This is a genomic window from Vibrio sp. SSH13-20 (assembly GCF_040104475.1).
Taxonomy (GTDB): domain Bacteria; phylum Pseudomonadota; class Gammaproteobacteria; order Enterobacterales; family Vibrionaceae; genus Vibrio; species Vibrio harveyi.
In genome coordinates, this window is sequence record NZ_JBECOU010000001.1 from 143,057 (window position 1) to 167,406 (window position 24,350).

Annotated in this window: 27 protein-coding genes; 23 read left to right on the plus strand and 4 right to left on the minus strand. The window is 45.0% G+C overall.

Going from position 1 to position 24,350, the window contains the following annotated elements:
• Nucleotides 1–165 precede the first annotated feature (165 nt).
• The 18 genes from ABMY42_RS00690 (at nt 166) to ABMY42_RS00775 (ending at nt 16,382) form a co-directional block, all read left to right on the plus strand.
• Nucleotides 166–1,959, plus strand: coding sequence for a sodium:proton antiporter (locus ABMY42_RS00690; RefSeq protein ID WP_349265853.1), 1,794 nt, complete (start codon nt 166–168; stop codon nt 1,957–1,959).
• Between the two features lie 249 nt (nt 1,960–2,208).
• Nucleotides 2,209–3,228 (plus strand): type 2 isopentenyl-diphosphate Delta-isomerase, encoded by a 1,020-nt coding sequence (fni, locus tag ABMY42_RS00695; protein WP_349265854.1) that lies wholly within the window; start codon nt 2,209–2,211, stop codon nt 3,226–3,228.
• A gap of 161 nt (nt 3,229–3,389) precedes the next feature.
• Nucleotides 3,390–3,653 carry a DUF3012 domain-containing protein gene (locus tag ABMY42_RS00700; protein WP_005445362.1) on the plus strand — a complete coding sequence of 88 codons (264 nt, stop codon included), beginning with the start codon at nt 3,390–3,392 and terminating at the stop codon, nt 3,651–3,653.
• 168 nt (nt 3,654–3,821) lie between these two features.
• Nucleotides 3,822–4,223, plus strand: a complete 402-nt coding sequence (locus ABMY42_RS00705; protein ID WP_009696921.1) for a GFA family protein — start codon at nt 3,822–3,824, stop codon at nt 4,221–4,223.
• A 151-nt stretch (nt 4,224–4,374) separates the two neighbouring features.
• The gene (locus tag ABMY42_RS00710; RefSeq protein ID WP_199450381.1) at nt 4,375–5,088 is read left to right on the plus strand and encodes a class I SAM-dependent methyltransferase; all 714 of its coding nucleotides are present in this window, start codon (nt 4,375–4,377) and stop codon (nt 5,086–5,088) included.
• Nucleotides 5,089–5,386: 298 nt separating this feature from the next.
• A complete protein-coding gene (locus ABMY42_RS00715; protein ID WP_017188587.1) occupies nt 5,387–5,632 on the plus strand; it encodes a hypothetical protein in 246 nt (81 codons plus the stop codon).
• 140 nt (nt 5,633–5,772) lie between these two features.
• The gene (locus tag ABMY42_RS00720) at nt 5,773–6,225 is read left to right on the plus strand and encodes a hypothetical protein (RefSeq protein ID WP_005445358.1); all 453 of its coding nucleotides are present in this window, start codon (nt 5,773–5,775) and stop codon (nt 6,223–6,225) included.
• 172 nt (nt 6,226–6,397) lie between these two features.
• The gene (locus ABMY42_RS00725; protein WP_017188588.1) at nt 6,398–6,820 is read left to right on the plus strand and encodes a hypothetical protein; all 423 of its coding nucleotides are present in this window, start codon (nt 6,398–6,400) and stop codon (nt 6,818–6,820) included.
• 426 nt (nt 6,821–7,246) lie between these two features.
• Nucleotides 7,247–9,217, plus strand: a complete 1,971-nt coding sequence (locus ABMY42_RS00730) for an FTR1 family protein (protein WP_226982142.1) — start codon at nt 7,247–7,249, stop codon at nt 9,215–9,217.
• A 45-nt stretch (nt 9,218–9,262) separates the two neighbouring features.
• Nucleotides 9,263–9,796 carry an iron transporter gene (locus ABMY42_RS00735; RefSeq protein ID WP_017188589.1) on the plus strand — a complete coding sequence of 178 codons (534 nt, stop codon included), beginning with the start codon at nt 9,263–9,265 and terminating at the stop codon, nt 9,794–9,796.
• A gap of 104 nt (nt 9,797–9,900) precedes the next feature.
• Entirely contained in the window at nt 9,901–11,304 is a 1,404-nt protein-coding gene (locus ABMY42_RS00740) for a Fe-S-containing protein (RefSeq protein WP_349265855.1), read from the plus strand.
• 2 nt (nt 11,305–11,306) lie between these two features.
• Nucleotides 11,307–12,593: an ABC transporter permease gene (locus tag ABMY42_RS00745; protein ID WP_009696928.1), complete on the plus strand. Its 1,287-nt coding sequence runs from the start codon at nt 11,307–11,309 to the stop codon at nt 12,591–12,593.
• Nucleotides 12,580–13,716: an FtsX-like permease family protein gene (locus tag ABMY42_RS00750; RefSeq protein ID WP_038898215.1), complete on the plus strand. Its 1,137-nt coding sequence runs from the start codon at nt 12,580–12,582 to the stop codon at nt 13,714–13,716. The genes ABMY42_RS00745 and ABMY42_RS00750 overlap by 14 nt, the downstream gene beginning before the upstream one ends.
• Before the next feature lie 2 nt (nt 13,717–13,718).
• Nucleotides 13,719–14,393 (plus strand): ABC transporter ATP-binding protein, encoded by a 675-nt coding sequence (locus ABMY42_RS00755; protein WP_349265856.1) that lies wholly within the window; start codon nt 13,719–13,721, stop codon nt 14,391–14,393.
• A complete protein-coding gene (locus ABMY42_RS00760) occupies nt 14,383–14,865 on the plus strand; it encodes a TlpA disulfide reductase family protein (RefSeq protein WP_009696931.1) in 483 nt (160 codons plus the stop codon). Before ABMY42_RS00755 ends, ABMY42_RS00760 begins: the two co-directional genes overlap by 11 nt.
• 20 nt (nt 14,866–14,885) lie before the next feature.
• A complete protein-coding gene (locus ABMY42_RS00765) occupies nt 14,886–15,344 on the plus strand; it encodes a copper chaperone PCu(A)C (RefSeq protein WP_009696932.1) in 459 nt (152 codons plus the stop codon).
• 9 nt (nt 15,345–15,353) lie between these two features.
• Nucleotides 15,354–16,097 carry an NADH:ubiquinone reductase (Na(+)-transporting) subunit C gene (nqrC, locus tag ABMY42_RS00770; RefSeq protein ID WP_009696933.1) on the plus strand — a complete coding sequence of 248 codons (744 nt, stop codon included), beginning with the start codon at nt 15,354–15,356 and terminating at the stop codon, nt 16,095–16,097.
• 54 nt (nt 16,098–16,151) lie between these two features.
• Nucleotides 16,152–16,382, plus strand: a complete 231-nt coding sequence (locus ABMY42_RS00775) for a PapB/FocB family fimbrial expression transcriptional regulator (RefSeq protein WP_005448648.1) — start codon at nt 16,152–16,154, stop codon at nt 16,380–16,382.
• Between the two features lie 508 nt (nt 16,383–16,890).
• On the opposite strand, the gene ABMY42_RS00780 is transcribed toward ABMY42_RS00775, so the two are convergent.
• Nucleotides 16,891–17,655, minus strand: a complete 765-nt coding sequence (locus tag ABMY42_RS00780) for a transporter substrate-binding domain-containing protein (protein ID WP_349265857.1) — start codon at nt 17,653–17,655, stop codon at nt 16,891–16,893.
• Between the two features lie 183 nt (nt 17,656–17,838).
• On the opposite strand from ABMY42_RS00780, the gene ABMY42_RS00785 reads away from it, so the two are divergent.
• The 5 genes from ABMY42_RS00785 to ABMY42_RS00805 all read left to right on the plus strand — a co-directional run bounded on the left by ABMY42_RS00785 (nt 17,839) and on the right by ABMY42_RS00805 (nt 22,062).
• Complete coding sequence (locus ABMY42_RS00785) at nt 17,839–18,054, plus strand: TIGR02450 family Trp-rich protein (RefSeq protein WP_005448652.1); 216 nt, start codon at nt 17,839–17,841, stop codon at nt 18,052–18,054.
• Between the two features lie 120 nt (nt 18,055–18,174).
• Complete coding sequence (locus tag ABMY42_RS00790; protein WP_005448655.1) at nt 18,175–18,552, plus strand: PH domain-containing protein; 378 nt, start codon at nt 18,175–18,177, stop codon at nt 18,550–18,552.
• Nucleotides 18,553–18,650: 98 nt separating this feature from the next.
• Entirely contained in the window at nt 18,651–19,748 is a 1,098-nt protein-coding gene (locus tag ABMY42_RS00795) for an AraC family transcriptional regulator (RefSeq protein ID WP_349265858.1), read from the plus strand.
• A gap of 131 nt (nt 19,749–19,879) precedes the next feature.
• Nucleotides 19,880–21,319 (plus strand): aminotransferase class V-fold PLP-dependent enzyme, encoded by a 1,440-nt coding sequence (locus tag ABMY42_RS00800; RefSeq protein ID WP_349265859.1) that lies wholly within the window; start codon nt 19,880–19,882, stop codon nt 21,317–21,319.
• A 152-nt stretch (nt 21,320–21,471) separates the two neighbouring features.
• The gene (locus ABMY42_RS00805; RefSeq protein WP_047516197.1) at nt 21,472–22,062 is read left to right on the plus strand and encodes a hypothetical protein; all 591 of its coding nucleotides are present in this window, start codon (nt 21,472–21,474) and stop codon (nt 22,060–22,062) included.
• A 60-nt stretch (nt 22,063–22,122) separates the two neighbouring features.
• Here the strand turns inward: ABMY42_RS00805 and ABMY42_RS00810 are convergent, their stop codons facing one another.
• The 3 genes from ABMY42_RS00810 to motA form a co-directional block, all read right to left on the minus strand.
• Nucleotides 22,123–22,410, minus strand: coding sequence for a hypothetical protein (locus ABMY42_RS00810; protein WP_005448663.1), 288 nt, complete (start codon nt 22,408–22,410; stop codon nt 22,123–22,125).
• A gap of 89 nt (nt 22,411–22,499) precedes the next feature.
• Entirely contained in the window at nt 22,500–23,492 is a 993-nt protein-coding gene (locus tag ABMY42_RS00815; RefSeq protein WP_005448665.1) for a flagellar motor protein MotB, read from the minus strand.
• Nucleotides 23,492–24,349, minus strand: coding sequence for a flagellar motor stator protein MotA (motA, locus tag ABMY42_RS00820; protein ID WP_349265860.1), 858 nt, complete (start codon nt 24,347–24,349; stop codon nt 23,492–23,494). The genes ABMY42_RS00815 and motA overlap by 1 nt, the downstream gene beginning before the upstream one ends.
• Nucleotide 24,350 lies beyond the last annotated feature (1 nt).

Here is a 24,350-nt window from a genome sequence, read left to right on the forward strand (position 1 = left end):
ATCTCGAGGTTACTTGGGTATACAACACAGACCGAGAATTTTGAGGGAGAGTCGCATATTTGAACGAAAACTGGCGGAGCATTCACACTAAACTAATCTTTTTTATAGAGTTAATTGGTTTTGGGCGAAAGCTCACCATAACAATAACAAATTAGGTGATGATAAATGCAAGTGGGCAACGAAGCGCTGGTGCTGTCGGCGGTTGGGGTTATCGGTTTAGGTTGTCAATGGTTGGCGTGGCGAATGCGCTTACCTGCCATTCTGTTCTTGCTATTAGCAGGGATCATTGTTGGTCCGATTCTACAATGGCTCAATCCAGATGACATTCTCGGGGGGTTACTCTTCCCCTTAGTTTCCCTCGCTGTGGCGGTGATTCTATTTGAGGGCAGTTTAACCCTTAACTTTAAAGAGATCCGTGGTGTGAGCGGTTCGGTGTGGAGCATCGTGTCTGTCGGCGCAATCATATCTTGGGTGGCAACCAGTGTGGCGACGCACTATTTCCTTAACTTTACTTGGGAGCTTGCGATTTTATTCGCCAGTTTAACCGTCGTTACTGGTCCAACGGTGATCGTACCATTGCTAAGGACCGTGCGCCCAAGCTCCAAACTCGCCAATATTCTGCGTTGGGAAGGCATTCTCATTGACCCACTAGGCGCGCTGTTTGTGGTGATGGTGTACGAGTTTATTGTCTCGCACAATGCCGTAAACAGTATCGAAGTATTCGGTACCATCATTGCGGTGGGTTTGATTCTTGGTGTTGCCTCCGGTGCTGCGGTATCTACCGTTTTGCGCCGAGCTTGGTTGCCGGAATACCTTCAGCCATTTGCGGTATTGATGGTGGTGCTCGGTGTGTTCTCGATTTCTAACCAAATGGAATCGGAAGCAGGGCTACTGACGGTTACCGTTATGGGCATGTGGTTAGCAAATGCAAAGGGCATCAACATTCAGCAGATCCTGCACTTTAAAGAACACTTAACCATCTTGTTGATCACCGGGTTGTTCATCTTCTTAGCGGCTCGAATCAGTCTTGATGACTTTGCTGCGCTTGGCATTGGTGCGGTAATGTTGTTTGTTTTCATGCAGTTGGTATCGCGTCCACTTTCGATTTTCGCTTCAACTATTCGCAGTAACTTAACCTTCAAGGATAAGCTGTTCCTCTCTTGGGTTGCGCCGCGCGGTATTGTTGCAGCATCCATCTCGTCTCTGTTTGCTATCAAGCTGACAGAATATGGCATTTCAGAAGCCATGCTGTTGGTGCCAATGACCTTCATGGTGATCATCGGCACCGTGGTACTACAAAGTGCTACGGCTCGCCCTATGGCTAAAGTGTTGGGTGTGGCTGAGCCAGCACCGAGAGGCTTTCTATTGATTGGCGCAAACCGAGTGGCGCAAGAGATAGGAAAAGCACTGGCGAGATACGATCGCAAAGTTCTGCTCACCGATTCTAACTGGGATTACATCAGCCAAGTTCGCATGTTGGGCTTAGACCATTACTACGGTAACCCGATCTCCAGCCATGCGGATGATAACCTGAACCTGATTGGTATTGGACAAGTGGTGGCACTGACGCCGGACCAACACTTCAATATCATGGCGTGTATGCAATTTGTCGGCGAATTCGGCGAAGATAAAGTACATTGCCTGCAGAAAACCAAATCTAACGGCAATGAAAAACACTCGGTTGCCGAAGAGTATCACGGCAAATTGCTGATGGGTGGCAACGTCAGTTACACCCAAATGGCAAGTTTGTTGAGCCAAGGGGCAGAAATCAAACACACCAAGCTAAGCGAGAGTTTCACCTACCAACATTACCTTGATCACCACAAAGACAATTTGATGATTCCGCTTTTCCATGTTGAAGAGAAAGGCAAAATTCAATTCTGTGATGATCCAGACCAGTTCAAACCGCCTACAACCAGCACTGTGGTGGCACTTATTCAATCGGTCGAGACTCAATAGCTCAAATGGCGTATAGAACTGCCACTCTTGGCACATCGGAGTGGCAACATTGTTAATCGTTACCCAAGCTTAATAGAGCAGTGAGGCGCAGTGTTTTAAACGCTGCTCCTTAATATGATTCCTTAGTCATAAGACCAGAGCCTACAAGGCTCGATTCGGCGAATAAATTGTTCAATTTCCGAATTTTCGCATTGACGGCAATGACAAGGATCGCAATACTGCGCGACTGTTTTACTTTAGGGTGACATTATGGCTCCGCAATCTAATCGAAAAGACTTACATTTAGACGCTGTTTTACATCATGACATGAACATGAAAAGCAAAACGGCGGGCTTTGAGTCTGTCGAATTTGAGCATTGCGCATTGCCTGAATGTGACTTTAACACCATCGATCTTTCGAGCGAGTTTCTTGGTCATTCATTGGCGTTGCCGTTTTTGATCAGTTCGATGACTGGCGGCGCAAAAGACGCAGAAATCATCAACTGTCGTTTGGCAGAAGCGGCTAGTGAAATGGGCATTGCGATGGGGGTTGGCTCACAGCGAGTGAGCCTAGAAGACAGCCTACATTCAGGTCTGGGTAAAACCATTCGTGATCTCGCCAAGAGCGTGCCTTTGTATTCCAATCTGGGTGCCGCTCAACTGAGAGACAAACAACGTCTCGACAACGCCCAACGTGCGGTCGACTTTATCCAAGCGGACGCTTTATTTGTGCATCTCAACCCTATGCAAGAAGCTTTTCAACAGAATGGCGACCATGATTGGATTGGTGTGCTTAAATCGATTGAGCAGCTAAAACAGCGCATTGATGTCCCGATGATCATCAAAGAGGTGGGTTTTGGCATCAGTGGCGCAGTGGCGAAACAACTTGTCGAAGTGGGCGTGGATGCGATTGATGTTGCAGGCGCTGGTGGTACAAGTTGGTCAGCGGTCGAAGGTTACTGTCAGACAGACAATAAGATGCAGCGCGCAGCTGAGTTGTTTCGTGACTGGGGCATTCCAACGGCCAAGTGTTTAGAGCAAATTCACGCTCAATACCCTGACTTACCTTTAATTGCGTCTGGTGGCGTGCATAACGGCTTAGAAGCCGCGAAGGCGATACATCTGGGTGCCAATCTAGTTGGGCAAGCTGGTGCGGTATTAAAAGCCGCAACACTCAGCACACAGTCTGTTGTCGATCACTTTGAACAAATGGCATTAGAGCTGCGTTTAGCGTGCTTTGGTACCGGCTCTGCAAATCTCCAAGCATTGACCCAAGCTCGTCGTCTTTAGCTCAACGGCTAGTACTTACTCGCTTATTGATACAGTTAGGTTGATTTCGCCGAATTTCACGTCTTTTACAGAGCGAACGTCGATAAATTGTCTGAGTCTTAACACTTGCGCTGATATTTTGGGTATAGTCCATTCATCAATTGAAAGTGGAACCTGAATTTATGAAAAAATTGGTAATGCTACTGCTAGCGGCAACAGCGCTTACCGCATGTACTGACGAAGTGGGCACAGAAGCTTGGTGTAAAGACATGCGTGACAAGTCTAAAACAGAGTGGACCGCTGATAACGCAGTAGATTTTGCAAAGCACTGCGTTCTGCAAGATGGCATCGGTAGCGAGCAGTGGTGTGAAGATTTAAAAGAGAAGCCAAAAGGTGATTGGACAGCCAACGAAGCGACTGGCTTTGCTAAGCACTGCGTGTTCTAAATTGACCGAACAAAATTGAGAAAGCCGAGCGTCATGCTCGGCTTTTGTGTTTCTGTTTCTTTACTTCCAATTTGTCGTTCCATTTTTGCAAACCTGACTTACTTATCTTTATTTCGTTGTATGGGACTGGCATGGTTACCGTAATTCCAATAAGAGAAGGACTAAAAAATGGAAGTACTCAAAGGTTCATGTCTGTGTGGCAAGGTAAAAATCGAAGTTGCAGATGAATTCAAATACATGGGCAATTGTCATTGTTCTGAATGCCGCAAGTTTACGGGTTCTGACTATTCATCGGCGGGAGGTGTTGCACTCGACAAGCTGATAGTTATCGAAGGTGAAGAGCATATCCAAACCTATCAGAAGAGCGCAAATACCGAACTCTCATTCTGCCGTCATTGCGGATCTAGCCTCTATTCGAAAAAGAACAACGGTATTGTGAATGTTCGTTTAGGTATCCTTGACGATATCCCTGCCGACAAACCGAGTTTCCACATTTTTGTAGGTTCGAAAGCGCCATGGAATGAGATTACTGATGAGCTTAAACAGTTTGAAGCGGAGCCTAAGCTATAGGTCGGTTTCTTGCTGCGTTTAGTACAAAATCGCTAAGGATTTAAAGTTGTGAGATAGAGCCACTCGATTGAGTGGCTTTTTGCTTTTGAGTGGCAGTAATATCCGACACTATACGATTAATTAACATCGACAGTTTTTTGGGAGAACATCAGTGAGCGAAGAATACAACCAAGCCATTTCTAAGCACTACGCGGCTTATCGTCCGCCACTGCATCAAGTGATTTTGAAAGCCAATTTGGAAGAGTTACCTCAGTTTCAATTGGGGTTGGATATCGGCTGCGGCACGGGCGTATCGACGTTTGCTTTGGCTAAGTTCTGTCAGCAGGTTCATGGGGTTGACCCGAGCACATCAATGATTGAACAAGCCAAACCATCAGTAAGTATTGAATATCATGTTGGTGACGGTGAACACGTACCTCTTTCAGACAGTAGCGTGGATGTGGTGACGTTTGCTGGCTCGCTCTCTTATGCAAAATCAACGGCTTTATTGGCAGAGCTACAGCGTGTTTGCCAGCCTAAAGCACATGTCGTGGTTTATGATTTTGAAGTGCTGCTAGAAAAATCTCTTGAGCAGCTTGGTATCGAGATGGACTTGGTTGAATCCAACTACGACCATGCTATCAACTTCAGCGATTGTGAAGGGTTTCAAGCGGTCAACGTTTATAAAGAGACAGTAGAGTTAGAAGTCAGTGCAGAAGAACTGGCGCATGTGTTGTTCTCGTCTTCTAAGCGATACTCCAAGTTAGCGGAAGCATTTGCAGGAGATGACCCATTTGTAAACGCTGTTGAAGCGCTGAAACAGCATAACCAAAAGCATGTTATCCAAGCGGATACTTATTTCGCGATGTACCAAATCAACATCTAATGCTCTTGTCCTGTGAACCCTCTTAAGACCGCTAATTCAGCGGTCTTTTTGTTTGTATATTTTGTGAAATACACGCGCTTTTTACCTTGTTTGTGAATTTGCGGTCAGATTTTTGGTAAATGTTTCATTTGTAAGTAAATCCAAGTGAAAGTGCGGTTTGGCTCTAATTTTGAAGGCGAGCGCTTATGATAGTCTCACGTCAATCTTGGCGCAGAATTTCAGTCACTGTGTGGCTGTTCATCGGTCTGTTGTTCAGTTACCGAATTTCATTATTACTTTTAGGCTGTAGGAAATCATCATGGCGAAGGCATTAAAAATCGAGTCAGGGCGTTACCTAAATATGGATCATGTTGTGACGTTCTCGCTAGCGAATGATTTCATTGAAATTACCGCGGCAATTGAGACTTTTACATCGATTCATATTGGTATTGAAGGCAAAACCGATTACGCCGACTACTTCGTTTCAATCCAAGACTTCCACCGCATTAAGCGTGAATTGTGTGATTACATGGGCATTGACGACCCTTCGCTATTAGTTGACTAATCACTCAAAAATGACAATAAGATTACAGAGGCAGTATGCAATGCTGCAACTTGTAGTCTACGTTTTAACAACCACTGGCTAGGGTGAGCAACAATACGGCGGCGAAGATCGTCCGTTCACCAAATACAATAAGGGACGTTATGTCTGACAAATACATTGCAATGATCCAAGACTTTTTTCAGGTGTTTGAAGCCCTGAATCAACATGTCTTGGACTCCCACGGTGAATTGGCAACGTGGGAGACCCAATTGGTAAGGCTTGATATTAACCAAGGTGATAAAGAAAAGTCGTATGACGTGGCGCAGATTGCCGGCATGCTTAACTTTTCTGAAGATGCAGTAAAATCATTCTTAGTGATATACAGCTTCTTAAGTAACAATCTTTATGATCTCATTGGTAATCGTGAATACGAAGATTGGGGGACGGACGGCGATAGTCTGCAAGTTGAGTACTCTGACCTTACTATTGAATCATTTTATGCCGATCAAATTGCGCCACTGATGGAGCGAAGAGTGTACTTCGAGTGGACATTTGATGCGTTACAACGGTCGTATGATGAAATGATGGCGATTAGCCACGGTAGAATAGCTTAGCCGTTGGTTAAACAGTTAAGTTAATATAAAAACAAAAGCCGCTCGTTTTAGCGGCTTTTGTTTTTAGGGCTTTCAAGTATTTCTGTTTCCTCTTCTTACAACTCTTGAATTAAAATCTATTGGCTTATCACGTATTGTGATGATGAGCGATTTACTTGTTAGAAGAACAAACATGAAAAAGACAATCTCAATAATGGTATTGGCAGTGGCGCTGGCTGGCTGTGATGACGCAAGCAAAGCCATTGACCAAGCACAAGAAGCAGCAAACAAAGCGATTGATACGGTTCAAGAGCAGATGGAATCGGTAGAAGATGCATTCAATCTCGATCAGTTTGGTGATGCTGCTGAATCTGCAGAACAGTTAGCTGCATCTGTAGAGGAAGCGATGAATGTGGATTTCAGTGATCCACAAGCCTTGATTGAAGCAAAAGAGCATATTGCCAACGCATACGCTTGTTTGGTGGAAGCGTCTTCAGAGTCGACGGTGGATAAGGTGATGGATAAAGTAATGTCATCGATCGGTAGTGAAGAAACCAAATCTTTGATTGAAGAAGGCATCGAAAAAGCGCAAGCCGCCAAAGAGTGTGTGATGTAATCGAACTGGAAAATGAAATACCCATGGCATGTGTCGTGGGTATTTTCCTTTTGCCAGCTATTCGAGCCTATCTTCTTCGTCCTGCATCTTGAAGTCACTTGGGTATACAGACTTTATTTCTACATTTTTACTTTTATTGGGCTGTGAACTTTCGTTTTATATGCACTTTTATTCGGATGAAAACAGTTCACAACAGGATGATATCCTGTCATCAGAAGTGAAAACTTAAGTTTTGTCGATTTTGTCGTATTTATTATCCAGATGAATACTAAAAAATCCTGTAACGCAAATATCTCCACAAAATCATAGCCTTACATTTGAGGCGATAGCTTCTTACCACTTATACGTGCTTCATGGTTGTTTTCACCCAGCAAATTTTACTCATTGTAAATGATAATAATTTGCAATAGCGTTCACGAAATATTCATGTTTTGTGGACGAACTATGTTGGCGGTAAAGAAAACGACGTTCTCAACACTCTTGGTGTTGCTTGTCTCTATTTATTCCTCTTTTGCCTTTGCGATTGACTATGACAGTGCGGTCAACGACATTGCGCAGCGCTTAGATAAAGCATCTCAGCTTTATGAACAAGGCGATAAAGACCAAGCAAAAACAACAGTACAAATGGCGTATTTCGAGGTGTTTGAAAGCCTAGAAGGTCCGGTACGAATTAATTACTCGCAGCAATACGCGTATCAACTAGAGGCGAAGTTTGGTGACATTCGCAAGTTAATCGTTGCGGGAAAACCAGTTGATGAAGTGGATACGGAAATCAATTGGTTGAAAAAAGAAATTCTGGGTCTGCCGGAGATCTTGGCGTCAGGTCACCAACTTAAAGCTGAAAACACCAATCTACATACCGAGGATATCTTGCCGTTTTGGCGTGAAGCGGTCACAAGCATCGACACCCAGCTCAATGCGGCTTTGACTGAATATCGTGAATCTGGCGAACAACCAGAAAGCGCAGCAGAAAAACAACAACGTGCATTCGATTTAGTGCAACAAGCGCAGTTCAAAGGGTACAAAAATACCGAGCTGGAAATCGCTATTCGGTTACATCGATCTGCAGAGCGTTCGGCAGAATACAACGCGGCGTTCCGCTCTATTGCCAAAATCACCAAGCAACCTTTTAATCAACAAAACCTGATCCGATTTGGGTATGAGTTGTCGACCTTGGTTCAAGGGTTGAAAGACGAATTACCGGGTCTGCCAGCGACTCGCGATTTCCAAGTTCCTGATACTGCGAAGAACGCCGATACAGCAGTTGCTGCACGTGATTGGAACCCAGTCGTCAGCGATATCATGACTGCGATTGATGGCGCTATTGATAGCTATAAACATGGTGACAAAACGGCGGCTATTCTTGCGGTACAAGACGCTTACTTCGATCATTTTGAAGCATCAGGTATGGAAAATGCGGTGGGGTCGAGAGACAGCGCATTCAAATCAGAACTTGAAGGCTACTTCACCCGTATTGTCAGTATGCTAAAGGCAAATCAAGCTCAGGCTGATATTGACCAGCAAGTGCAAAAGCTAAAAGTAGGCTTGATGGATGCAGCAGGCAATCTATCTGAAGGCAACTTGAGTTGGTGGGCGATGTTGATCGCGAGCTTCACCATTATTTTCCGTGAAGGATTGGAGGCGCTGCTTATCGTTGCCGCCATTACCGCTTACCTGATCAAAAACGATGCCTCTGACAAGCTACATGTTGTCAAAAATTCGGTCGTTGTTGGTCTGATTGCCAGTGCGATCACCGCGGTATTGTTCCAGTGGCTATTTGAAAACTCTGGCGCAAGTCGAGAGCTGCTTGAAGGCATCACCATGTTGATTGCTGTTGTCGTGCTGTTCTCTATGAGTTACTGGCTGCTTTCCAAAGTTGAAGCCGCTCAATGGAAGCGCTACCTCGAAAGCAAACTTGCCACGTCGATCACCACAGGCTCTCTCTTTGGTTTATGGCTGGCGAGCTTCCTAGCGGTTTACCGTGAAGGTGCAGAGACGGTCTTGTTCTACTTTGCTTTGGCAGCCGATACCAACTCTCAAACCATGGTCGCCCTGATTGCTGGATTCGCTATTGGCGTGCTACTGCTCGCGGTGATCTTCTTTGTTATGCGCTATAGCGTGGTCAAGCTCCCTCTGAAACCTTTCTTCATCTTTACTGGCGGATTCATGTATCTGATGGCGTTTGTCTTTGCGGGTAAAGGTGTCCTAGAGCTGATTGAAGGCAAGTTATTCCAACCGACATTAATTTCAGGCGCGCCAGAGTTTGCTCCGTTGGGCATTTACCCATACATGGAAACTTTGCTGCCTCAACTGGCGCTTATCGTGGCAGCAGTCTTTGCGCTCATCGTAATGAAAGCAAGAAGTAAGCGAGATCTTGCTCAGCAAGCTCGTTGTTAAACATGAAAAAATCTTTGTAAAATCAAGTAAGTAAAGGACATTACTATGTTGAATAAAAAACTCATCGCTACCGCAGTGGCTGCTTCAGCTCTATCAGGCATGGCTATGGCAAATGATCTACCTTTCGTTGAGCACCCAGCTGGTGAACCTCTTGAAATGAATGGTATGGAGATTGCTGCTGTTTACCTTAAGCCCGTTACGATGGAGCCTCAAGGTATGATGCGTGCAGCTTCTAAATCGGAAGTGCACTTAGAGGCAGACATCCATGCTCTTGCTGGTAACAAAAACGGCTTTGGTGCGGGTGAGTGGATCCCTTACCTAACCATTAACTACACGTTGAAAAACGTCGATACCGGTAAAGTGCAAGAGGGGACCTTCATGCCGATGGTAGCAGCAGATGGTCCTCACTACGGCTCAAACATCAACATGTTAGGTGTGGGTAACTACGAGCTTACATTCCACATCGATCCACCGTCAAAAGCGGGTTTGCTACGTCATACGGATGAAGAAACTGGCGTTGGTCGTTGGTTCAAACCATTTGATGCTCAATACAAGTTTAAGTACGTAGGCATTAAGTAACCTTCCTTGCGTAACAACCAGGCTGCAGTTTGTGGTCTGGTTGTTCTGGTTTTTTGAGTGACTTATCTGTCTGATGCACTGTGCATGAATGGTCAGTGGTAAATATGAGCTTCTATCTTTCTCACGTCTTACTCGTTTTTTTGCTCCCAGCGATGCTATTTGGTGTGCTGTGGGCTGCGCAATCTAACGCTTTGTATAAACACCAGATTGGGTGGTTTGTGCTTGCGGTGCTTTCTGGTTCTGCACTGTTTCATCTACTGCCATTTAGCCAAGTGAATGTACTTATTATTAACAGTGTTTATCTTGGCGTTATCTTCCTGTCGGTTTTACTTGGTGCCATATGGCGATTGCCTTCGGTCTTATTGGTGTGCCTGCAAAGCGTAACGGTCTTTCTATGCAGTTTTGTTTGGGCAAAAGAAGCCAAGCTCACGATGTTGAGCACAACCAACGTTATTAACACAGAGCTGATTTTAAACATCAGTTCTGTGGTTCTAGGATTTGTCTTGATTGCACTAATCAAGATCGCGGTCTCTTTGACGACCAAATCCCTATCCAAGATGGCTCGTAATGCACTTTGTTTACTGTTGTTAGTGCTGGCAGCATTGCCCCTCTCTGGCGAGATTATCTTGGCGTGCATGAAGCTAGGGATTCTTGGTCTCGATAAAGGTTTACTGTCTTACGTATCTAAAGTCACCAACTTCTCTTGGATTCTGTCTTACGCCGTACTGGCATTAGTTTCTATTTGTGTGACTGTCTTTTTCGTTACTCAAACTCGACCACTACAAGAGCAGGTGAAGCAAGCTGAATCCGCGATTGAACGACGCAAACATCAAGCGGCTTTGAATTCAGCTCAACGTAAAGTGCGTTTTAATATTGCGACTATCGCTACGATTCTGGTTGCACTGCTTTTCTGGGATCTTGTCGCTTCTCAACCGATTCGTCGTTCAGAAGCGCAACGTATTGAAGTGGCAGCCGATGGCGCTGTCCATGTCCCTATCTCTGAGCAATTAATCGATGGAAAACTGCACCGATTTGAATGGGTAGCAAGCGATGGCAAAGTGGTGCGCTTTTTCATCATTGATCGTTTTGCCGGTGAAGAGAAGTTTGGCGTTGTCTTTGATGCTTGCATGCTGTGTGGTGATGCAGGGTACGCGCAAGTTGGCGATCAAGTGGTGTGCTTGGCGTGTGGCGTACATATCTTTATTCCTTCGATTGGTAAGCCTGGTGGGTGTAACCCAATCCCTATTCCTAAATGGACCGTCGCGGATCATGAAATCGTAATTTCGAAGTCAACCCTAGAAAGCGGTCTGAAATATTTTAGTGACGTGGTGGAAGTCATGGCGACAGATCCAGTCAATGGCGAGAAGATCAGCAATATGGAGGCTGAGCACAGTTATTCATTCTCAGGAAAGACCTACTTCTTTACCTCTGAGCAATCTTATGACGCTTTCCGTGATGATCCATGGAAATACGCGGACGTTGAACCGCTAAATCCGTTAGGAGAGTAATCATGTTAATCAGAATGCTTCGTCAGTCATGGCGACATGATACCAACCGAAAATTACTCGCCGTCGTTACGGTTTTTCTCGCGGCGAGCCTAATCTCAGCGCTGCTGGCTATTTCAATCAATATCGGTAACAAGATGTCGATGGAGATGAAAAGCTATGGTGCCAACATTGAAATATCTCCTGAAGGACAAGTAAAGCTGCCAGATATTTTGGCGAAGAACGTCAACAAGTTGGAAAAAGAAGACTTACTTGCAGAGAGTGAACTGCCCAACATCATGGACATCTTTTGGCGCAATAACATTATTGGTTTTGCTCCATTTGTACGTGGGCAAGTTAAAGCGCCTGAGTTCGATAAAACCGTCAATATTATCGGTACTTTTTTTGATAAGAATCTGCCTGTTTCTGACGATGGCAAATACCGAACGGGTAATAAAACCATCTCGACGTATTGGCATGTCGATGGTCAATGGCCAGATGATGAAAAAACTCAAGCCTTGGTAGGGCAGTCATTGGCGCAAAAACTGGGTCTTAAATCTGGTGACAAGCTTGAGTTGCGCGGCATCGAAAACCGCACACTGTCAGTAACGATAACGGGTTTACTGGAAAATGGCACGACGGATGAGAACGCAGTGTTACTGCCGCTGAACCTTGGCCAGAAACTACTGGGTTTGGAAGGACGAGTACAATCGGTAAAAGTCTCAGCATTGACGGTGCCGGAAAACGCACTATCAAAAAAAGCACGTGAAGATTTGGAATCGCTCGATTCGGATGAATATGACCTTTGGTTCTGCACGGCGTTTGTCTCCTCAATCTCTTTCCAATTAGAAGGCGCGATGAATAACGCAATGGTGAAGCCTTTGTGGCAGGTTGCCGCTTCAGAAGGCATGGTGATTCATAAGATCCAAAGCTTATTGTTTGTTGTGACGTTTGCCGCCTTGATCGCTTCTGCGATGGGGATCGCCTCATTAATGACCAATGCGATATTGCAGCGAGCCAAAGAGATTGGTTTGATGAAGTCCCTTGGTGCTCACAACTGGCAAGTGTATGCGTTGTTCTATTCTGAATCGATGATTTGTGGCGTGTTGGGCGGCTTACTTGGTTGCCTTGCCGGGTGGGGACTATCCAAAGTGGTTGGTTATGCACTGTTTGGTTCATCCATCTCTTTTGATTGGATCATCGTTCCAGTGGTGCTGTTTATCTCGACCCTAATTACAGTGTTAGGTACTTACTTCCCTTCACGCAGAATTGCTTCTCTCTACCCAATTGAGGTGTTGTATGGTCGCAAATAAATCTTCCTCTATGCTGCTTACCTTAGTTTGGCGTTCATTGAGATTACGTGCGCAACGTGTTCTCGTGGTGTTTATGGCGTTGACGGTTGGCGCGGCAATCATTACTGCAATGGCAGGGGTCTACTTCGACATTAACCAGAAGATGAGTCATGAGCTACGAAACTACGGAGCGAACTTTTTTGTAGGACCGGACGCGACAGCGACATTAACGACAAAGCAATACCAACAGATCAAAGCTGAGGCACCTAAAGACAGTTTAATTGCTTCCAGCCCATATCTGTACGGCATGGTACAAGCCGAGCTAGAGAAAATTGTCTTAATGGGTATCGACTTTTCGCAGTTGAAAAAACTGGTTCCTTATTGGCAAGTGGAAGGTCGATGGATTGGTGTCTCTTTTGATGATCGGAATGTCATGATCGGAAAGAAACTGGCAGAGAAATTAGAACTCAAAGTTGGCTCTGACCTGACGGTCTACAACAAAAGTGACCGTTATACTTTCAAGATTAAGGGCATCATTGAGTCAGGTTCGGATGAAGATAACTACCTAATTGTAAACCTACCGTTCGTACAAAAATGGTTGAACAAAGGGGATGAAATCAATTTTGCCATGTTCAGTCTAACGAATGATAAAGGTCAGGTAGGGCAGTTTGAATCGACTTTGAAGCAGCAGTACCCAGACTTGCTTGTTCGTCCTATCCGAAAGGTGTCAGCATCGGAAGGTAAAGTACTCAATAAGATTAAGCTGTTAATGGGCATCGTCGCTTTGGTCATTTTAGTGTTGTCTACCTTATGCGTGAATACAACCATGACGTCGATGATTTCTGAGCGACGTTATGAGTTCGCACTACAAAAGTCTTTGGGCGCATCCAATCAGTCCATTACTCGTCAGATTGTTGTTGAAACTCTTGCCATTACCTTTGCTGCAGTTATTGCAGGGTTGCTAATCGGTTATGTGTTAGCGCAATTTCTTGGACACTCGGTGTTTAACGCCACCATTGATTTACGTTTCCCAGTCCTGGTTATCACTAGCTTACTTTCTTTCGCTGCGGCTTTAGTGGCTGCAACGCTTCCAACCATCAGAGCCATTCGTATCGATCCGGCTAAAGTGCTCAAAGGAGATTAACCATGGCAGATTACGCTATTAAGACCGAAGGCTTATGCAAGGTTTTTGACCAAGTTCATGCATTGGACGATATCAATATTGAGGTCAAGAAAGGGGAGTTTGTTGCCATTATGGGCGCGTCGGGCTCAGGTAAAACGACCTTAATGAATATCCTCAGCTGTTTGGACAATCCGACCTCAGGCAAGGTGTTCCTCGATGGTGAGGAAGCGGACAGCCTAGATGAAGAAGGGCGACGAGCATTTCGAGCAGAGAAAATCGGTCTGGTCTTCCAGCAGTTTCATCTTATTCCTTATCTCACTGCTCTGGAGAACGTGATGCTTGCGCAGCATTACCATAGTGTGCCCGATGAAGAAGCAGCAAAGCGAGTGTTAGAACAAGTAGGTCTAGGGCACCGCTTTGAACACTTGCCGAGTCAGCTTTCCGGTGGTGAGCAGCAGCGTGTATGCATCGCTCGCGCGATTGTGAATGAAAGCCCGATCCTGTTTGCTGACGAACCCACTGGTAACTTGGACGAGGAGAACGAAAAAATCGTCCTCGATATTTTCCAAAAACTCCATGCACAAAACCGAACCATCATTATGGTCACCCACAACCCAAGCTTAGGTCAGTACACGGACCGAATCATCCGCCTCCAACACGGCAAGTACATCGGAGAGGAGGTGTTAGATGTGGCATAAACGCCGCTACGTGATCGCGCTGTTAGCCATGCTTGCGCTATTTGGTTGTAAAGACCAAAAAGCACAAATCGGGCAACCGAGTCCTGATATTGCTGCAATGAATGCGGCGCAACAAACGGTAAGCCTTGAAAGCTATCAAGGTAAGAAAATTGTTCTGGAATTTTGGTCTTCCACCTGCGGTGCGTGCATTGCCATGATGAAGAAATGGCAAGACGTATATGCACGTCGAAGCGATGAAGTCGCAGTGATAGCGATTAACATTGATGACTACGAGGTCGACTTAAATGAATACGCCACCAAGTATGGGTTTTCATTTCCTATGGTGAAAGATCAATTGGGCATCACTAAAGAACGTTTCTCTATTGGGGTGACACCCACAACTTACCTCATTAATCGCGATGGAAAGCTGGTGGACATGCACATCGGCTATTCAGCGAGTATGGATCTGGACAAGGTCATCTCTCAACTTTAATCATTTTAGGAATCAACCAAATGTCACTTACAAAATTCCGCCCGTTTTTGACCGCTCTGATTACTGTCTTTGCCATGATGTCTTCTGCTTGGGCGACTGAAAACTTACAAGAAAAAGTACAAATTGAATCACCAGTCATCTTTCAGTTAGCCAGCGGTGCAAAGGGAACGGGGTCGAAAATGACCATTCACAATAACTCAGATGAAGCTTTAGTCATCAATGGCTTCAAAGTGGATGAATTCGACAAGACCATGCTACACGGGACGAAGTATGAAGCGGGTAAGCGCAAAATGTTTATGGTGAAAAGCATCACTATTCCTGCACATAAAAAACTCGCGCTTACGCCAAATACACACCATTTCATGATGTTTGGTCCAAAGCGTGAATTAGAACTTGGTGAGTACCTGACGATGGTAGTAAACACCAATCAAGGTGACTTCAAAGTGATCGCGCAAGTGGTGCCTCGTAAACTGAAATAAGGTGGCTCAATGAAAGTACGAATAGGTTTGGCGCTGGTTGCAGCAGCGTTGTTTAGTTTGAGTGGTTGTTCTGAACCCGAGCAAGCAAAGAAAGAGCCACCTAAATTGACGCAGTTGGATCAGCGTCTTACCCTCGCGGAATCGGCAGGGTTAATGGACAAGCGTATGCCGATGAAGAAATTGATGGAGCAATATGTATCGGTTGAAGCCGTCGACCTTGATAGCGGTGAATATCGCGATGCCTCCATGAGTGTAGACGAGTCATTCTCTGCATTTCCCATCGACCCAAGTAATGCAGTAAAGCTATCTTCCCGTGATGATCTTGCTGGGATAAAAATGCGTGAAAATAGGTTGCCTGTGTATTTGATTAAAGATGATAACGGGCAAGTCTCTCGAATTGTTTTGCCAATCCGTGGTGAAGGTAAGTTTGGTTTGATTTATGGTTACTTAGCCCTCTATAGCGACAACTACCACATTGCGAGTCTGTCGTTTTACAAACATGGGGAGAGCGCAGGATTAGGGGCGGAGATTACCGATAACGCTAACTGGACAAAGCAGTTCAAAGACAAGCCTTTATTCGACCATGGTCATCCATCGATTCGTATCGTACAGGAAGGGCGCAATACACAAGACGCTTACTCTGTCGATGGAATCAGTGGGGCAACCTACACCAGCCAAGGCGTTGAACACGCGATTAATTTTTGGACCGGGGATCTTGGTTTCGGCGAGTTCTTACGCCAATACCGAAATTAAAAAGTTTGACTATTCATAAGGCAATTTAAACTCTGCGCTCAAGGAGAAAAGGTGATGGCACTTAGAAGAGGTCAAGTTTCAGAAGAACAACTGATGTTATTGATTCAGCTTACTAAAATTCGCTCAGCAGTATTAATAAAAGCACTTCGAATGCACTTAGTCGAAGGAAAAAGCCAGCGCTTAGCCACTGAAACGGTGGGTATCAATCAGAGCTTTCTCAGCGTTCGTTTACGTAAGCTTCGAGATGTTGAGTCGACGGTTCTCAAGTTAAGGAAGTTTTATTAAGTGCCCACCACTTTTTAGTGACGCCTCTGCATTCAGCGACCATGCTACTTTTATTCACTATAAGGCTTTGAACAACAACGGTGGCGTGAGTATACCCAAGTAACGTCGAGATGCTAGGTTCAGCGAGAATGACTTGGTTTGTAGACGCGGCGGCGATTTAAAGATCTAGTCATTCTAAATCAAGAATCGGCAACAAAGTATACAAGCCAAGGCAGCTCGCCCTTTGGGAGCGTGTCATTGACCCGATTGCTGCGTCAAACAACTTGGAAAGAGCTAGCTATTACACTGCGTTGTTTTCCTTACTCTCGAATCAATGACAGCGCTCTGAATCCTGCATCTTGAAGTCACTTGGGTATAACAGCACAGCGTAAGGGTACAAAAAAAGGGGATATGACTATCCCCTTTACTGTTTCTACTTACCCATTAGCTCTTGGGTAAAATAATCCCTACAAAGCTGTTGGGCTTGTGGTTTGATACTGACCTGCTCGTTTTCTCGCTTACTAATAAACTACTTCAGTGAGTTGTGGTGCATAAATTGATCATCAATGCCTTTGAGCTTCATGTCGTCCATGATGAAATTCACCGTATTCAATAAGCGCTGTTCGCCTTTCGGGATAAGGTAACCAAATTGACCTTTGGTGAACGGGTCTTCACAGCGTGCGGCTTCTAAACGCTCATCGGTGACTTGATAGAATAGACCTTCAGGTGTCTCGGTAACCATCACATCCACTTTGCCCGTAGCGACAGCTTTCGGCACATCTAAGTTATTTTCGAAACGAGTAAAGCTGGCATCTTGCAGATTTGCATCGGCGAATTTCTCGTTGGTGCCACCGATGTTAACGCCTACACGAACGGATGCTTGGTTTACTTTATCCAACGTGTTGTATTGCTCGGCTTTGCCTTTTGCGACCAAGAAACACTTGCCAAACGTCATATAACCCTGAGTTTGTTCTGCATTCAATTGACGTTGCATCTTACGTGTAATACCGCCCATCGCGATGTCATATTTGTCTTGGTTAAGGTCTGTCAGCAGGTCTTTCCAAGTAGTACGAACCAGCTTTAGCTCTACGCCTAACTGCTTGGCGATGTGTTTCGCGACATCAATATCGTAACCAGAGTAACTTTTGCCGTCATAGTAAGAAAAGGGTTTGTAATCGCCAGTTGTACCGACACGCAATGTTCCTGATTTTTGAATGTCTTCTAGCTTGTCGGCTTGAGCGACGCCAGAAACTGCAAGTGCTACGGAAGCAAGTAATAATGTTGTTTTTTTCATTGTTGTTGTCTGATTTGTTGTGTTTGAACGAATTTTCAAACTAACAGGAACCGCAGCAAAAACAGATCAAACCAATCGAAAAAAGCGTAATTTTTCAAAAATAATTTCTTGTCTTGAAAGTGATTGCATTTGTCTCTTTATACGTAAGAAGAGCAAGGTTTTTTGTATGAATGGCAGGGCGTTATGAATCGGATTCATCCTAAGAAATTGCTTCGTAGTAAATGGACGGCGGCACAACCCGTAAATAAAGAAAAGCACTTTATCATTTCAGAAATGGAGTTTGATGAAGAAGGCAACGTCGTGAGGTGTGTGATTGAGGCGGTTATGACCAAGCGAGAGCGTGAATTAGATTGGCATGATCTAAAAGATACACAGCAGTGGCGACAAGGATGGAAATAGGCCGTTGGAAACCCAAAAACGAGATGGAGTTAGAAAAGTGATGAATATGAGTAGGTTCGTTGTAGAGACTTTGCTATTAATGGAGTCGTCACTCTACTTATTCAAACACAAGGTAATGCCATGATCGATTTTGACAGTTCCTCGGTATTCAAGCTTAAGCCAATAGAAGTCTCTAAAGTTCGCGACGATTTTCACAAGTTCTTAATTGACGGTGAGACCGTTTTTGCTGGCTTTAAAACCGTCCGTGACCAAGTGGTGTTCACCAACAAGCGTGTTATCGCTGCTAACGTTCAGGGTATCACTGGCTCAAAAGTGGATTACACGTCGCTTCCTTATAGCAAGATAAATGCTTTCTCAATTGAGACATCAGGCACGTTCGATTTAGACTGTGAGATTGAGTTCTTTCTCAGTGAGGTTGGGCGAGTGCGCTTTGAGATAAAAGGCTCGTTCGACCTAATCTCATTCAATAAGATGATAAGCGAGTATGTGCTGGCTTAATGAGCCTCAATGCCATATATATAGATAACCAACAAGGAAGCAAATATGCTTCCTTTTTTGTTCTTGTACTTGGGTATATTAAGAACGGGTAGATAAGTTTGCTGTTTGAATTACTGCGCTGTCGCCAAATGACAAGACAAGCGATGGTGTTTTCTTTACCTTTCGGCTTTTTGAATGATTGCAAAGGGAAGAAAATGACAGTTGTATTTGAGGGCGTTCCTCTCGTTCGAACAGAGTGGGTTCACGATCTGGCAGCGCTTTTCGACAACAGTAATATCGATGTGCATCAGCTTATTAAAGTAAGCAAAGCCCCTGAAGACATTCAAATGTCAGACGTTGAGTTTTTGCCCGAAACCATACTTAGAAATCTGCTTTTAGCGTTCGGAGAGTCTTGCCCCACCGACGAATTTATTCACACCATTTGGACCTTGTGTCGCGATTTGTATGTGCCCAAAGTGTTAGCACAGTTAGCCCTTACGCCGACAATGACGGTCGCTGAAGCTATTGAGGTATTCTGTCATTCGATGCACCGATATTCGAACAATACACGTCTTGGCTTGGAGCAATACCACGATCGTATATGGTTTGCGAGGTACAAAGATGGGGAAAACCAACCTTGGTATCAATATGCTGAGATGTTTAGTCTCATTTTTATGGATGAACTGGTTGCTGCACTTGCAAACTATCGGCAGCAAACCGTAAGTGTGAGTGTGAAGAGCACCAATATGGAACGCTTCTTTGATTGCCGACAATTGAAGCATGTGCAGTTTTACACCAACCGAGCGGCAACGGGTATCCAGCTTGATGATGCCGTGTTAAACAAGACGATTTGTATGCCGAACAAAGGGCGATTTGATGGGAGTACCGATCTCAGTGAAGTGCCAACCTCGTTTGTTTCCTCGTTTGGTTTTGCGATTCTTCCCTATATTTCTTTTGGGCGATTTTCCATTTTGGAAGCGGCTCAAATTTTGGGTATTCATAAACGAACGTTACAGCGACGTCTGCATGATTGTGAGGTGACGTACAGCCAAGTGATGGAATCATTGCTGCTGGAGCGCAGTTTATCTCTGCTCAAAAACTCCACTCTTTCTATCACGACCATTGCAGCATCCTTGGGCTATGCCGATACCGCCAATTTCACTCGTTTTATTCGTCGGAAAATAGGCATGACGCCTTCTGCTTACCGCAAAACTTGAGGTTTGGGGTGTGGCGCTAATGTACTTTTCACTCAGGGTCATCAATTCCATCTTGTGGCACAGGATGACAATTTATATTTCTCTCAATCAATAAGATGAAGGGCATCGAAACTAAAGAGAGAGAAACGAAAATGTCCCATCGATTCCATGAGTATCGTTCACCGCTTACCCAATCCTTCGAGCACGCCGTCGAGTACTTAGAGTCATTAAATGAACGACCTGTCGACAAATGTGTGACATCCCAGGAACTGAGAAAAGCGATTGGTGGTGCGCTGCCAACTACGCCAACGGATCCATCTGCGGTGATTGATGAGATGGTTAAGAGCGTCGATGCCGGTCTGATTGCAACAGGTGGTCCTCGTTTCTTTGGTTATGCAATTGGTAGTTCTTTCCCTGCATCATTAGCGGCAGATTGGCTAGTAAGCGCGTGGGACCAAAACGTACCGTATTACGTTGCTAGCCCTGCGTTGTCAGTGGTTGAAGAGACGGCCGCTGAATGGATGACTCAACTACTCGGTTTGGCGCCTAACTCTGGCATTGGCTTTACTTCTGGCGCGCAAGAGGCAATTTACACCAGCCTTATCACTGCTCGTAATGCACTATTGCAACGTGCAGGTTGGGATGTGGCTGTTCAAGGTATGTATGGTGCGCCGCGCATTAATGTGGTTGTAAGTGATCAAATTCACTCAACGATTAAGCGTGCTCTTTCAATGATCGGTATTGGTTTGGAAAATATTGTTAAGGTGCCGACAGACAACAACTTACGCATTATTCCAGACAACTTAATGGAAACGATCACCGCACTTGAAGGACCAACTTTAGTTTGTGCGCAAGCGGGCTGTATCGACTCTGGCGCTTTCGATCCTTTCCACGCGCTTGCTGACGCTGTCGCTGCGCATGTCAATGCATGGCTACACGTTGATGGTGCGATTGGTTTGTGGGCGGCTGCAAGTACAACACATCGTTACCTTCTTGATGGTATTGAAAGAGTCGATTCCATCGATACGGATGGTCATAAGTGGTTCAACATGCCTTATGACTCGGGCATGGTCATTGTGAAGGATGCAGGTTTGCTGGCTCAAGCGATGGGAGGCAGTAATATGGGGGATTACCTGAACGATGCGATGGATAAACCAGATCGTAATGCCATTAATTTTGGCATTGGTGCTTCGCGTCGTGCACGCGGTGTACCTGTCTACGCTGCGTTTAAATCGCTTGGCAAACAGGGCATTGAAGAGCATGTTGATCGTTGTACTTCGCTTGCACAACATATGGCAGAAAGGCTTTCAACGGTAGATGGCATTACTATTTTGAATGATGTTGTGTCCAACCGTTTCTCCGCACAGTTTGGTGAAGGGGATGAGGCGTATCGTAACGAGCTGACAGCACGCGTGGTCCATCGACTACAGCAAGAAGGGACGCTTTACCCTTCTACTTCGGGTTACAAAGGGCTGAAAACTATGTTGTTCTCAGTGCTAAGTTGTCACACTTCTCTTGAAGATATCGACTTATCCGCAGAGAAGATCGTAAAAGCATATGTGCAAGAGAAGCATCGCATGGATGCTGAGTAACGTCTTCGAGCGCAAAAATTGAATATAAGCCCAGTTTTATACTGGGCTTTTTTATGTCTGCTCAATGTACTTAGGCATGCAATGACAATTAATCCTGTATGGGTTTACTTATTCTTTTTGTATCACTTATCCCATTCAATAAGGATTCAGATATGAAATCAAATCTATTCACTCTTCCCTTTGGACTCACTCTTCTCTTTGGACTAGCTATTCTCAATGGATGCTCGAGCGCTAAGCCCGTCGACAGTCATCTTGTTAGTGCCTCAGGGGTTGATACGGCATTCTTAGTCAGTAAAAAAGCCAGCTTGGTCGGACAGATTGAATATTCAAAAGCCGACACAAAAAGTAGCGCTGCTCTTAATCAAACCCAAACCAATATCAAAGTTTTCAAGGATGAAGAAAATACGTTAACTCTCGCTCAGGTGAAGAGCTGCAACAACTGTAATTACCATTTAGAGCGGGGACATAAAGGCGTGTTATTCCCAATCGGAGACGCAAATCAACATACGTATATTGGTAGAAAAAAGCTCGCGAGCTTGTACTCAGAACATCCCATTTATGTGGACAAAATTCGTGATTTTATCCGTGCCAATCCTTCGCAAGTAGAACATGAAGAAGCTTGTATTGACGTGCTTGCGGTCTATTCGAAAACAAGTCGGATTGAGGTTGGAACGATCACTGATTGTGCGACTCCGCTAAAAAGCCACGCGATTAAAAACGTACAAATGGTGCCACTCGATTGATATTCCGTTGGCGATGCTGCGATTAAGAGGGCGAAAACTCGTGAGACAATAGCCCCGAGTTCATACCAAAAAGAAAAAATACAGAAAGAAGACAAACGCCAACAAGGTTGCAGATAACACTGGATAGATGATGTAGGAGTCATGATTGCTGGTGCGCTGGTAGCAGAATGAGACCAGCAAGACGTTGTAAACAACGAGCAGTAAACTGATCATGGTACCGCTATTCAGGCTCAAACTTGATAACTGAGTAAGAAAGAATCCCAGCAATAGATAATCAAAAACGATTAGCCAAAGGAACGCTTTCTTTAGCGAATCATTGTTAGGCTTATTGGCCGCGGGTAATGGCATATCGAACTCAACTAAACAATTACTGCAATCATGATATTGGGGAAAAAAAAGGTCACGCAGAAGGAATGAAACTGGTGACCTTTTTGGGTTTAGAGGTCTTGAATCTTGGCTTTTTGATTGTCAGATTCAACAGAATAACGAATCACTTCTTGTCTTATCACTGGCTGGTTAAACTCCGCTTTCTGTTTTGCTTTTTCTAGCTCACTGTCTTGCTGGTCTCCGAAGAAGGTTTCTAAAACCTGAGCAGCGGGCGTAGTGAGAATAAACAACTCTATACGGCGGTTTTCGCTTGAATCTGGTTCATCCGGGTTAAGCAGCGCACGATCGGACATCCCCGTGACTTGCATGACTCGCTCATCAGGCATGCCACCCTCAACAAGCGTTTTTCTCGCAACGTCGGCACGAGACGCGGACAATGCCCAGTTTGATTGTCGACCAAAGTGCTTTTTGAAAGGTGTAGAGTCAGTATGACCACTGATGATCAATGGGTTGCTGATGCGTTCAAACACAGGTGCAAGCGCAAGCAGTAAATCTTCAAAGAAAGGGGTCAACTCCGCGCCACCACGACTGAACATGTGCTGCTTGTAATCATCTTGCAGTGCGATACGTAGACCTTGCGGCGTAATGGTTACGTTGACGTTACCTTGCGCGCTGATTTGACCTACCACTTCATCGATGACTTTCGCCAGTAGAGCAAGTTGCTCTTGTGTGTCGAAGTTACCAGGGATCAGCGAGTCGATTTCTGGACCATCGCCATCACCTTGGAAGTACGAGCTCACGACATGATTCGAGTTGTGTTTACTTGGCACAGAAGAGTCCTGTGCCAAGTCGATTGGAGAGATACTTTGCGAGGTATCGAAAGGGTTACCGTAACTCTTATCGAAGACACTCGAGCTATGAAGGTGAGCCATAATGGCTTTGCGCTCTTCCTTGTCGACCACCTGCATGACCCAAAGTACAAGAAACAGCGCCATCAAAGCGATCATAAAGTCGGCAAACGCGACCTTCCACGCGCCACCATGAAACTCATCATGGTTGTGTGCTTTGACGCGTTTGAACACCACATGCTCTTGTTTTTGCATTATCCCTCCTGTTCAGATAGCCACTTCTCCATTTGGTTGAAAGTAGGTTTGATGTCTAACTGAATGTGTTTACGACCAGCATCGATAGCGAGCAATGTTGGCTTTTTCGCAACGTAAGCGACAAAAGTGGCACGCACACATTCGAAAGCCGTCATGTTTCGTTTCACTCGCTGAGCCATGGCGTTACTGAGTGGATCTAAACAACAGTAACAACCAAAAATACCAATGAATGTACCGACGAGGGCAGCAGCAACGTGATAACCGATTAGGGCAATTGAACCATCAATGGCTTGCATGGTAATGATGATGCCACCAACTGCAGCAAGAATACCGAACCCAGGAAGTGCTTCTGCGGTGCGTTGCATAGAGCGCGATGGCAACAGCATTTCGGTTTGAATTGCTTCGATTTCTTGTTCTAACAGTCCCTCTAATTCATGAGGCGACATTTGTCCCATTGCCATTAAACGTAAATTATCAGTAATGAAAGAAATAAGACGATGGTCGTCACTTACTTTTGGATAAGCGAGGAACATAGAGCTCTGTTCTGGTGATTCAATATGTGAATCGAGAAACTTAAAACCGCGGCTGCGAGCAGTCTCTAGTAGATTGTTAAGCAGCGCCATTAACTCCATGTAGTATTCATACTCTTCGTCAGGACCTGAAATGGTTGCGCGCAATTGCTGACGCATTTCTTTCAAGACTTGCGGAGGGTTACCAATGATCAGTGAGCCAGCAGCGGCACCAATGATGATCATAAATTCAGCGGGCTGCCAGATTGCACCCAGATTACCGCCTGCCCACATGTATCCGCCGAAGACACACAACAGGACAGTAATGGCTCCAAAAAACTTTTGCATC

Bases quoted from the DNA above. Each gene is read 5' to 3' on its own strand.
- ABMY42_RS00800 (WP_349265859.1), top strand. From the start codon at position 19,880: ATGTCCCATCGATTCCATGAGTATCGTTCACCGCTTACCCAATCCTTC.
- ABMY42_RS00705 (WP_009696921.1), top strand. From the start codon at position 3,822: ATGGAAGTACTCAAAGGTTCATGTCTGTGTGGCAAGGTAAAAATCGAA.
- ABMY42_RS00730 (WP_226982142.1), top strand. From the start codon at position 7,247: ATGTTTTGTGGACGAACTATGTTGGCGGTAAAGAAAACGACGTTCTCA.
- ABMY42_RS00815 (WP_005448665.1), bottom strand. From the start codon at position 23,492: ATGCAAAAACAAGAGCATGTGGTGTTCAAACGCGTCAAAGCACACAAC.
- motA (WP_349265860.1), bottom strand. From the start codon at position 24,349: ATGCAAAAGTTTTTTGGAGCCATTACTGTCCTGTTGTGTGTCTTCGGC.
- nqrC (WP_009696933.1), top strand. From the start codon at position 15,354: ATGAAAGTACGAATAGGTTTGGCGCTGGTTGCAGCAGCGTTGTTTAGT.
- ABMY42_RS00805 (WP_047516197.1), top strand. From the start codon at position 21,472: ATGAAATCAAATCTATTCACTCTTCCCTTTGGACTCACTCTTCTCTTT.
- ABMY42_RS00720 (WP_005445358.1), top strand. From the start codon at position 5,773: ATGTCTGACAAATACATTGCAATGATCCAAGACTTTTTTCAGGTGTTT.
- ABMY42_RS00700 (WP_005445362.1), top strand. From the start codon at position 3,390: ATGAAAAAATTGGTAATGCTACTGCTAGCGGCAACAGCGCTTACCGCA.
- ABMY42_RS00790 (WP_005448655.1), top strand. From the start codon at position 18,175: ATGATCGATTTTGACAGTTCCTCGGTATTCAAGCTTAAGCCAATAGAA.
- ABMY42_RS00735 (WP_017188589.1), top strand. From the start codon at position 9,263: ATGTTGAATAAAAAACTCATCGCTACCGCAGTGGCTGCTTCAGCTCTA.
- ABMY42_RS00775 (WP_005448648.1), top strand. From the start codon at position 16,152: ATGGCACTTAGAAGAGGTCAAGTTTCAGAAGAACAACTGATGTTATTG.
- fni (WP_349265854.1), top strand. From the start codon at position 2,209: ATGGCTCCGCAATCTAATCGAAAAGACTTACATTTAGACGCTGTTTTA.
- ABMY42_RS00785 (WP_005448652.1), top strand. From the start codon at position 17,839: ATGAATCGGATTCATCCTAAGAAATTGCTTCGTAGTAAATGGACGGCG.
- ABMY42_RS00725 (WP_017188588.1), top strand. From the start codon at position 6,398: ATGAAAAAGACAATCTCAATAATGGTATTGGCAGTGGCGCTGGCTGGC.
- ABMY42_RS00750 (WP_038898215.1), top strand. From the start codon at position 12,580: ATGGTCGCAAATAAATCTTCCTCTATGCTGCTTACCTTAGTTTGGCGT.
- ABMY42_RS00810 (WP_005448663.1), bottom strand. From the start codon at position 22,410: ATGCCATTACCCGCGGCCAATAAGCCTAACAATGATTCGCTAAAGAAA.
- ABMY42_RS00755 (WP_349265856.1), top strand. From the start codon at position 13,719: ATGGCAGATTACGCTATTAAGACCGAAGGCTTATGCAAGGTTTTTGAC.
- ABMY42_RS00780 (WP_349265857.1), bottom strand. From the start codon at position 17,655: ATGAAAAAAACAACATTATTACTTGCTTCCGTAGCACTTGCAGTTTCT.
- ABMY42_RS00765 (WP_009696932.1), top strand. From the start codon at position 14,886: ATGTCACTTACAAAATTCCGCCCGTTTTTGACCGCTCTGATTACTGTC.
- ABMY42_RS00690 (WP_349265853.1), top strand. From the start codon at position 166: ATGCAAGTGGGCAACGAAGCGCTGGTGCTGTCGGCGGTTGGGGTTATC.
- ABMY42_RS00745 (WP_009696928.1), top strand. From the start codon at position 11,307: ATGTTAATCAGAATGCTTCGTCAGTCATGGCGACATGATACCAACCGA.
- ABMY42_RS00740 (WP_349265855.1), top strand. From the start codon at position 9,901: ATGAGCTTCTATCTTTCTCACGTCTTACTCGTTTTTTTGCTCCCAGCG.
- ABMY42_RS00715 (WP_017188587.1), top strand. From the start codon at position 5,387: ATGGCGAAGGCATTAAAAATCGAGTCAGGGCGTTACCTAAATATGGAT.
- ABMY42_RS00760 (WP_009696931.1), top strand. From the start codon at position 14,383: ATGTGGCATAAACGCCGCTACGTGATCGCGCTGTTAGCCATGCTTGCG.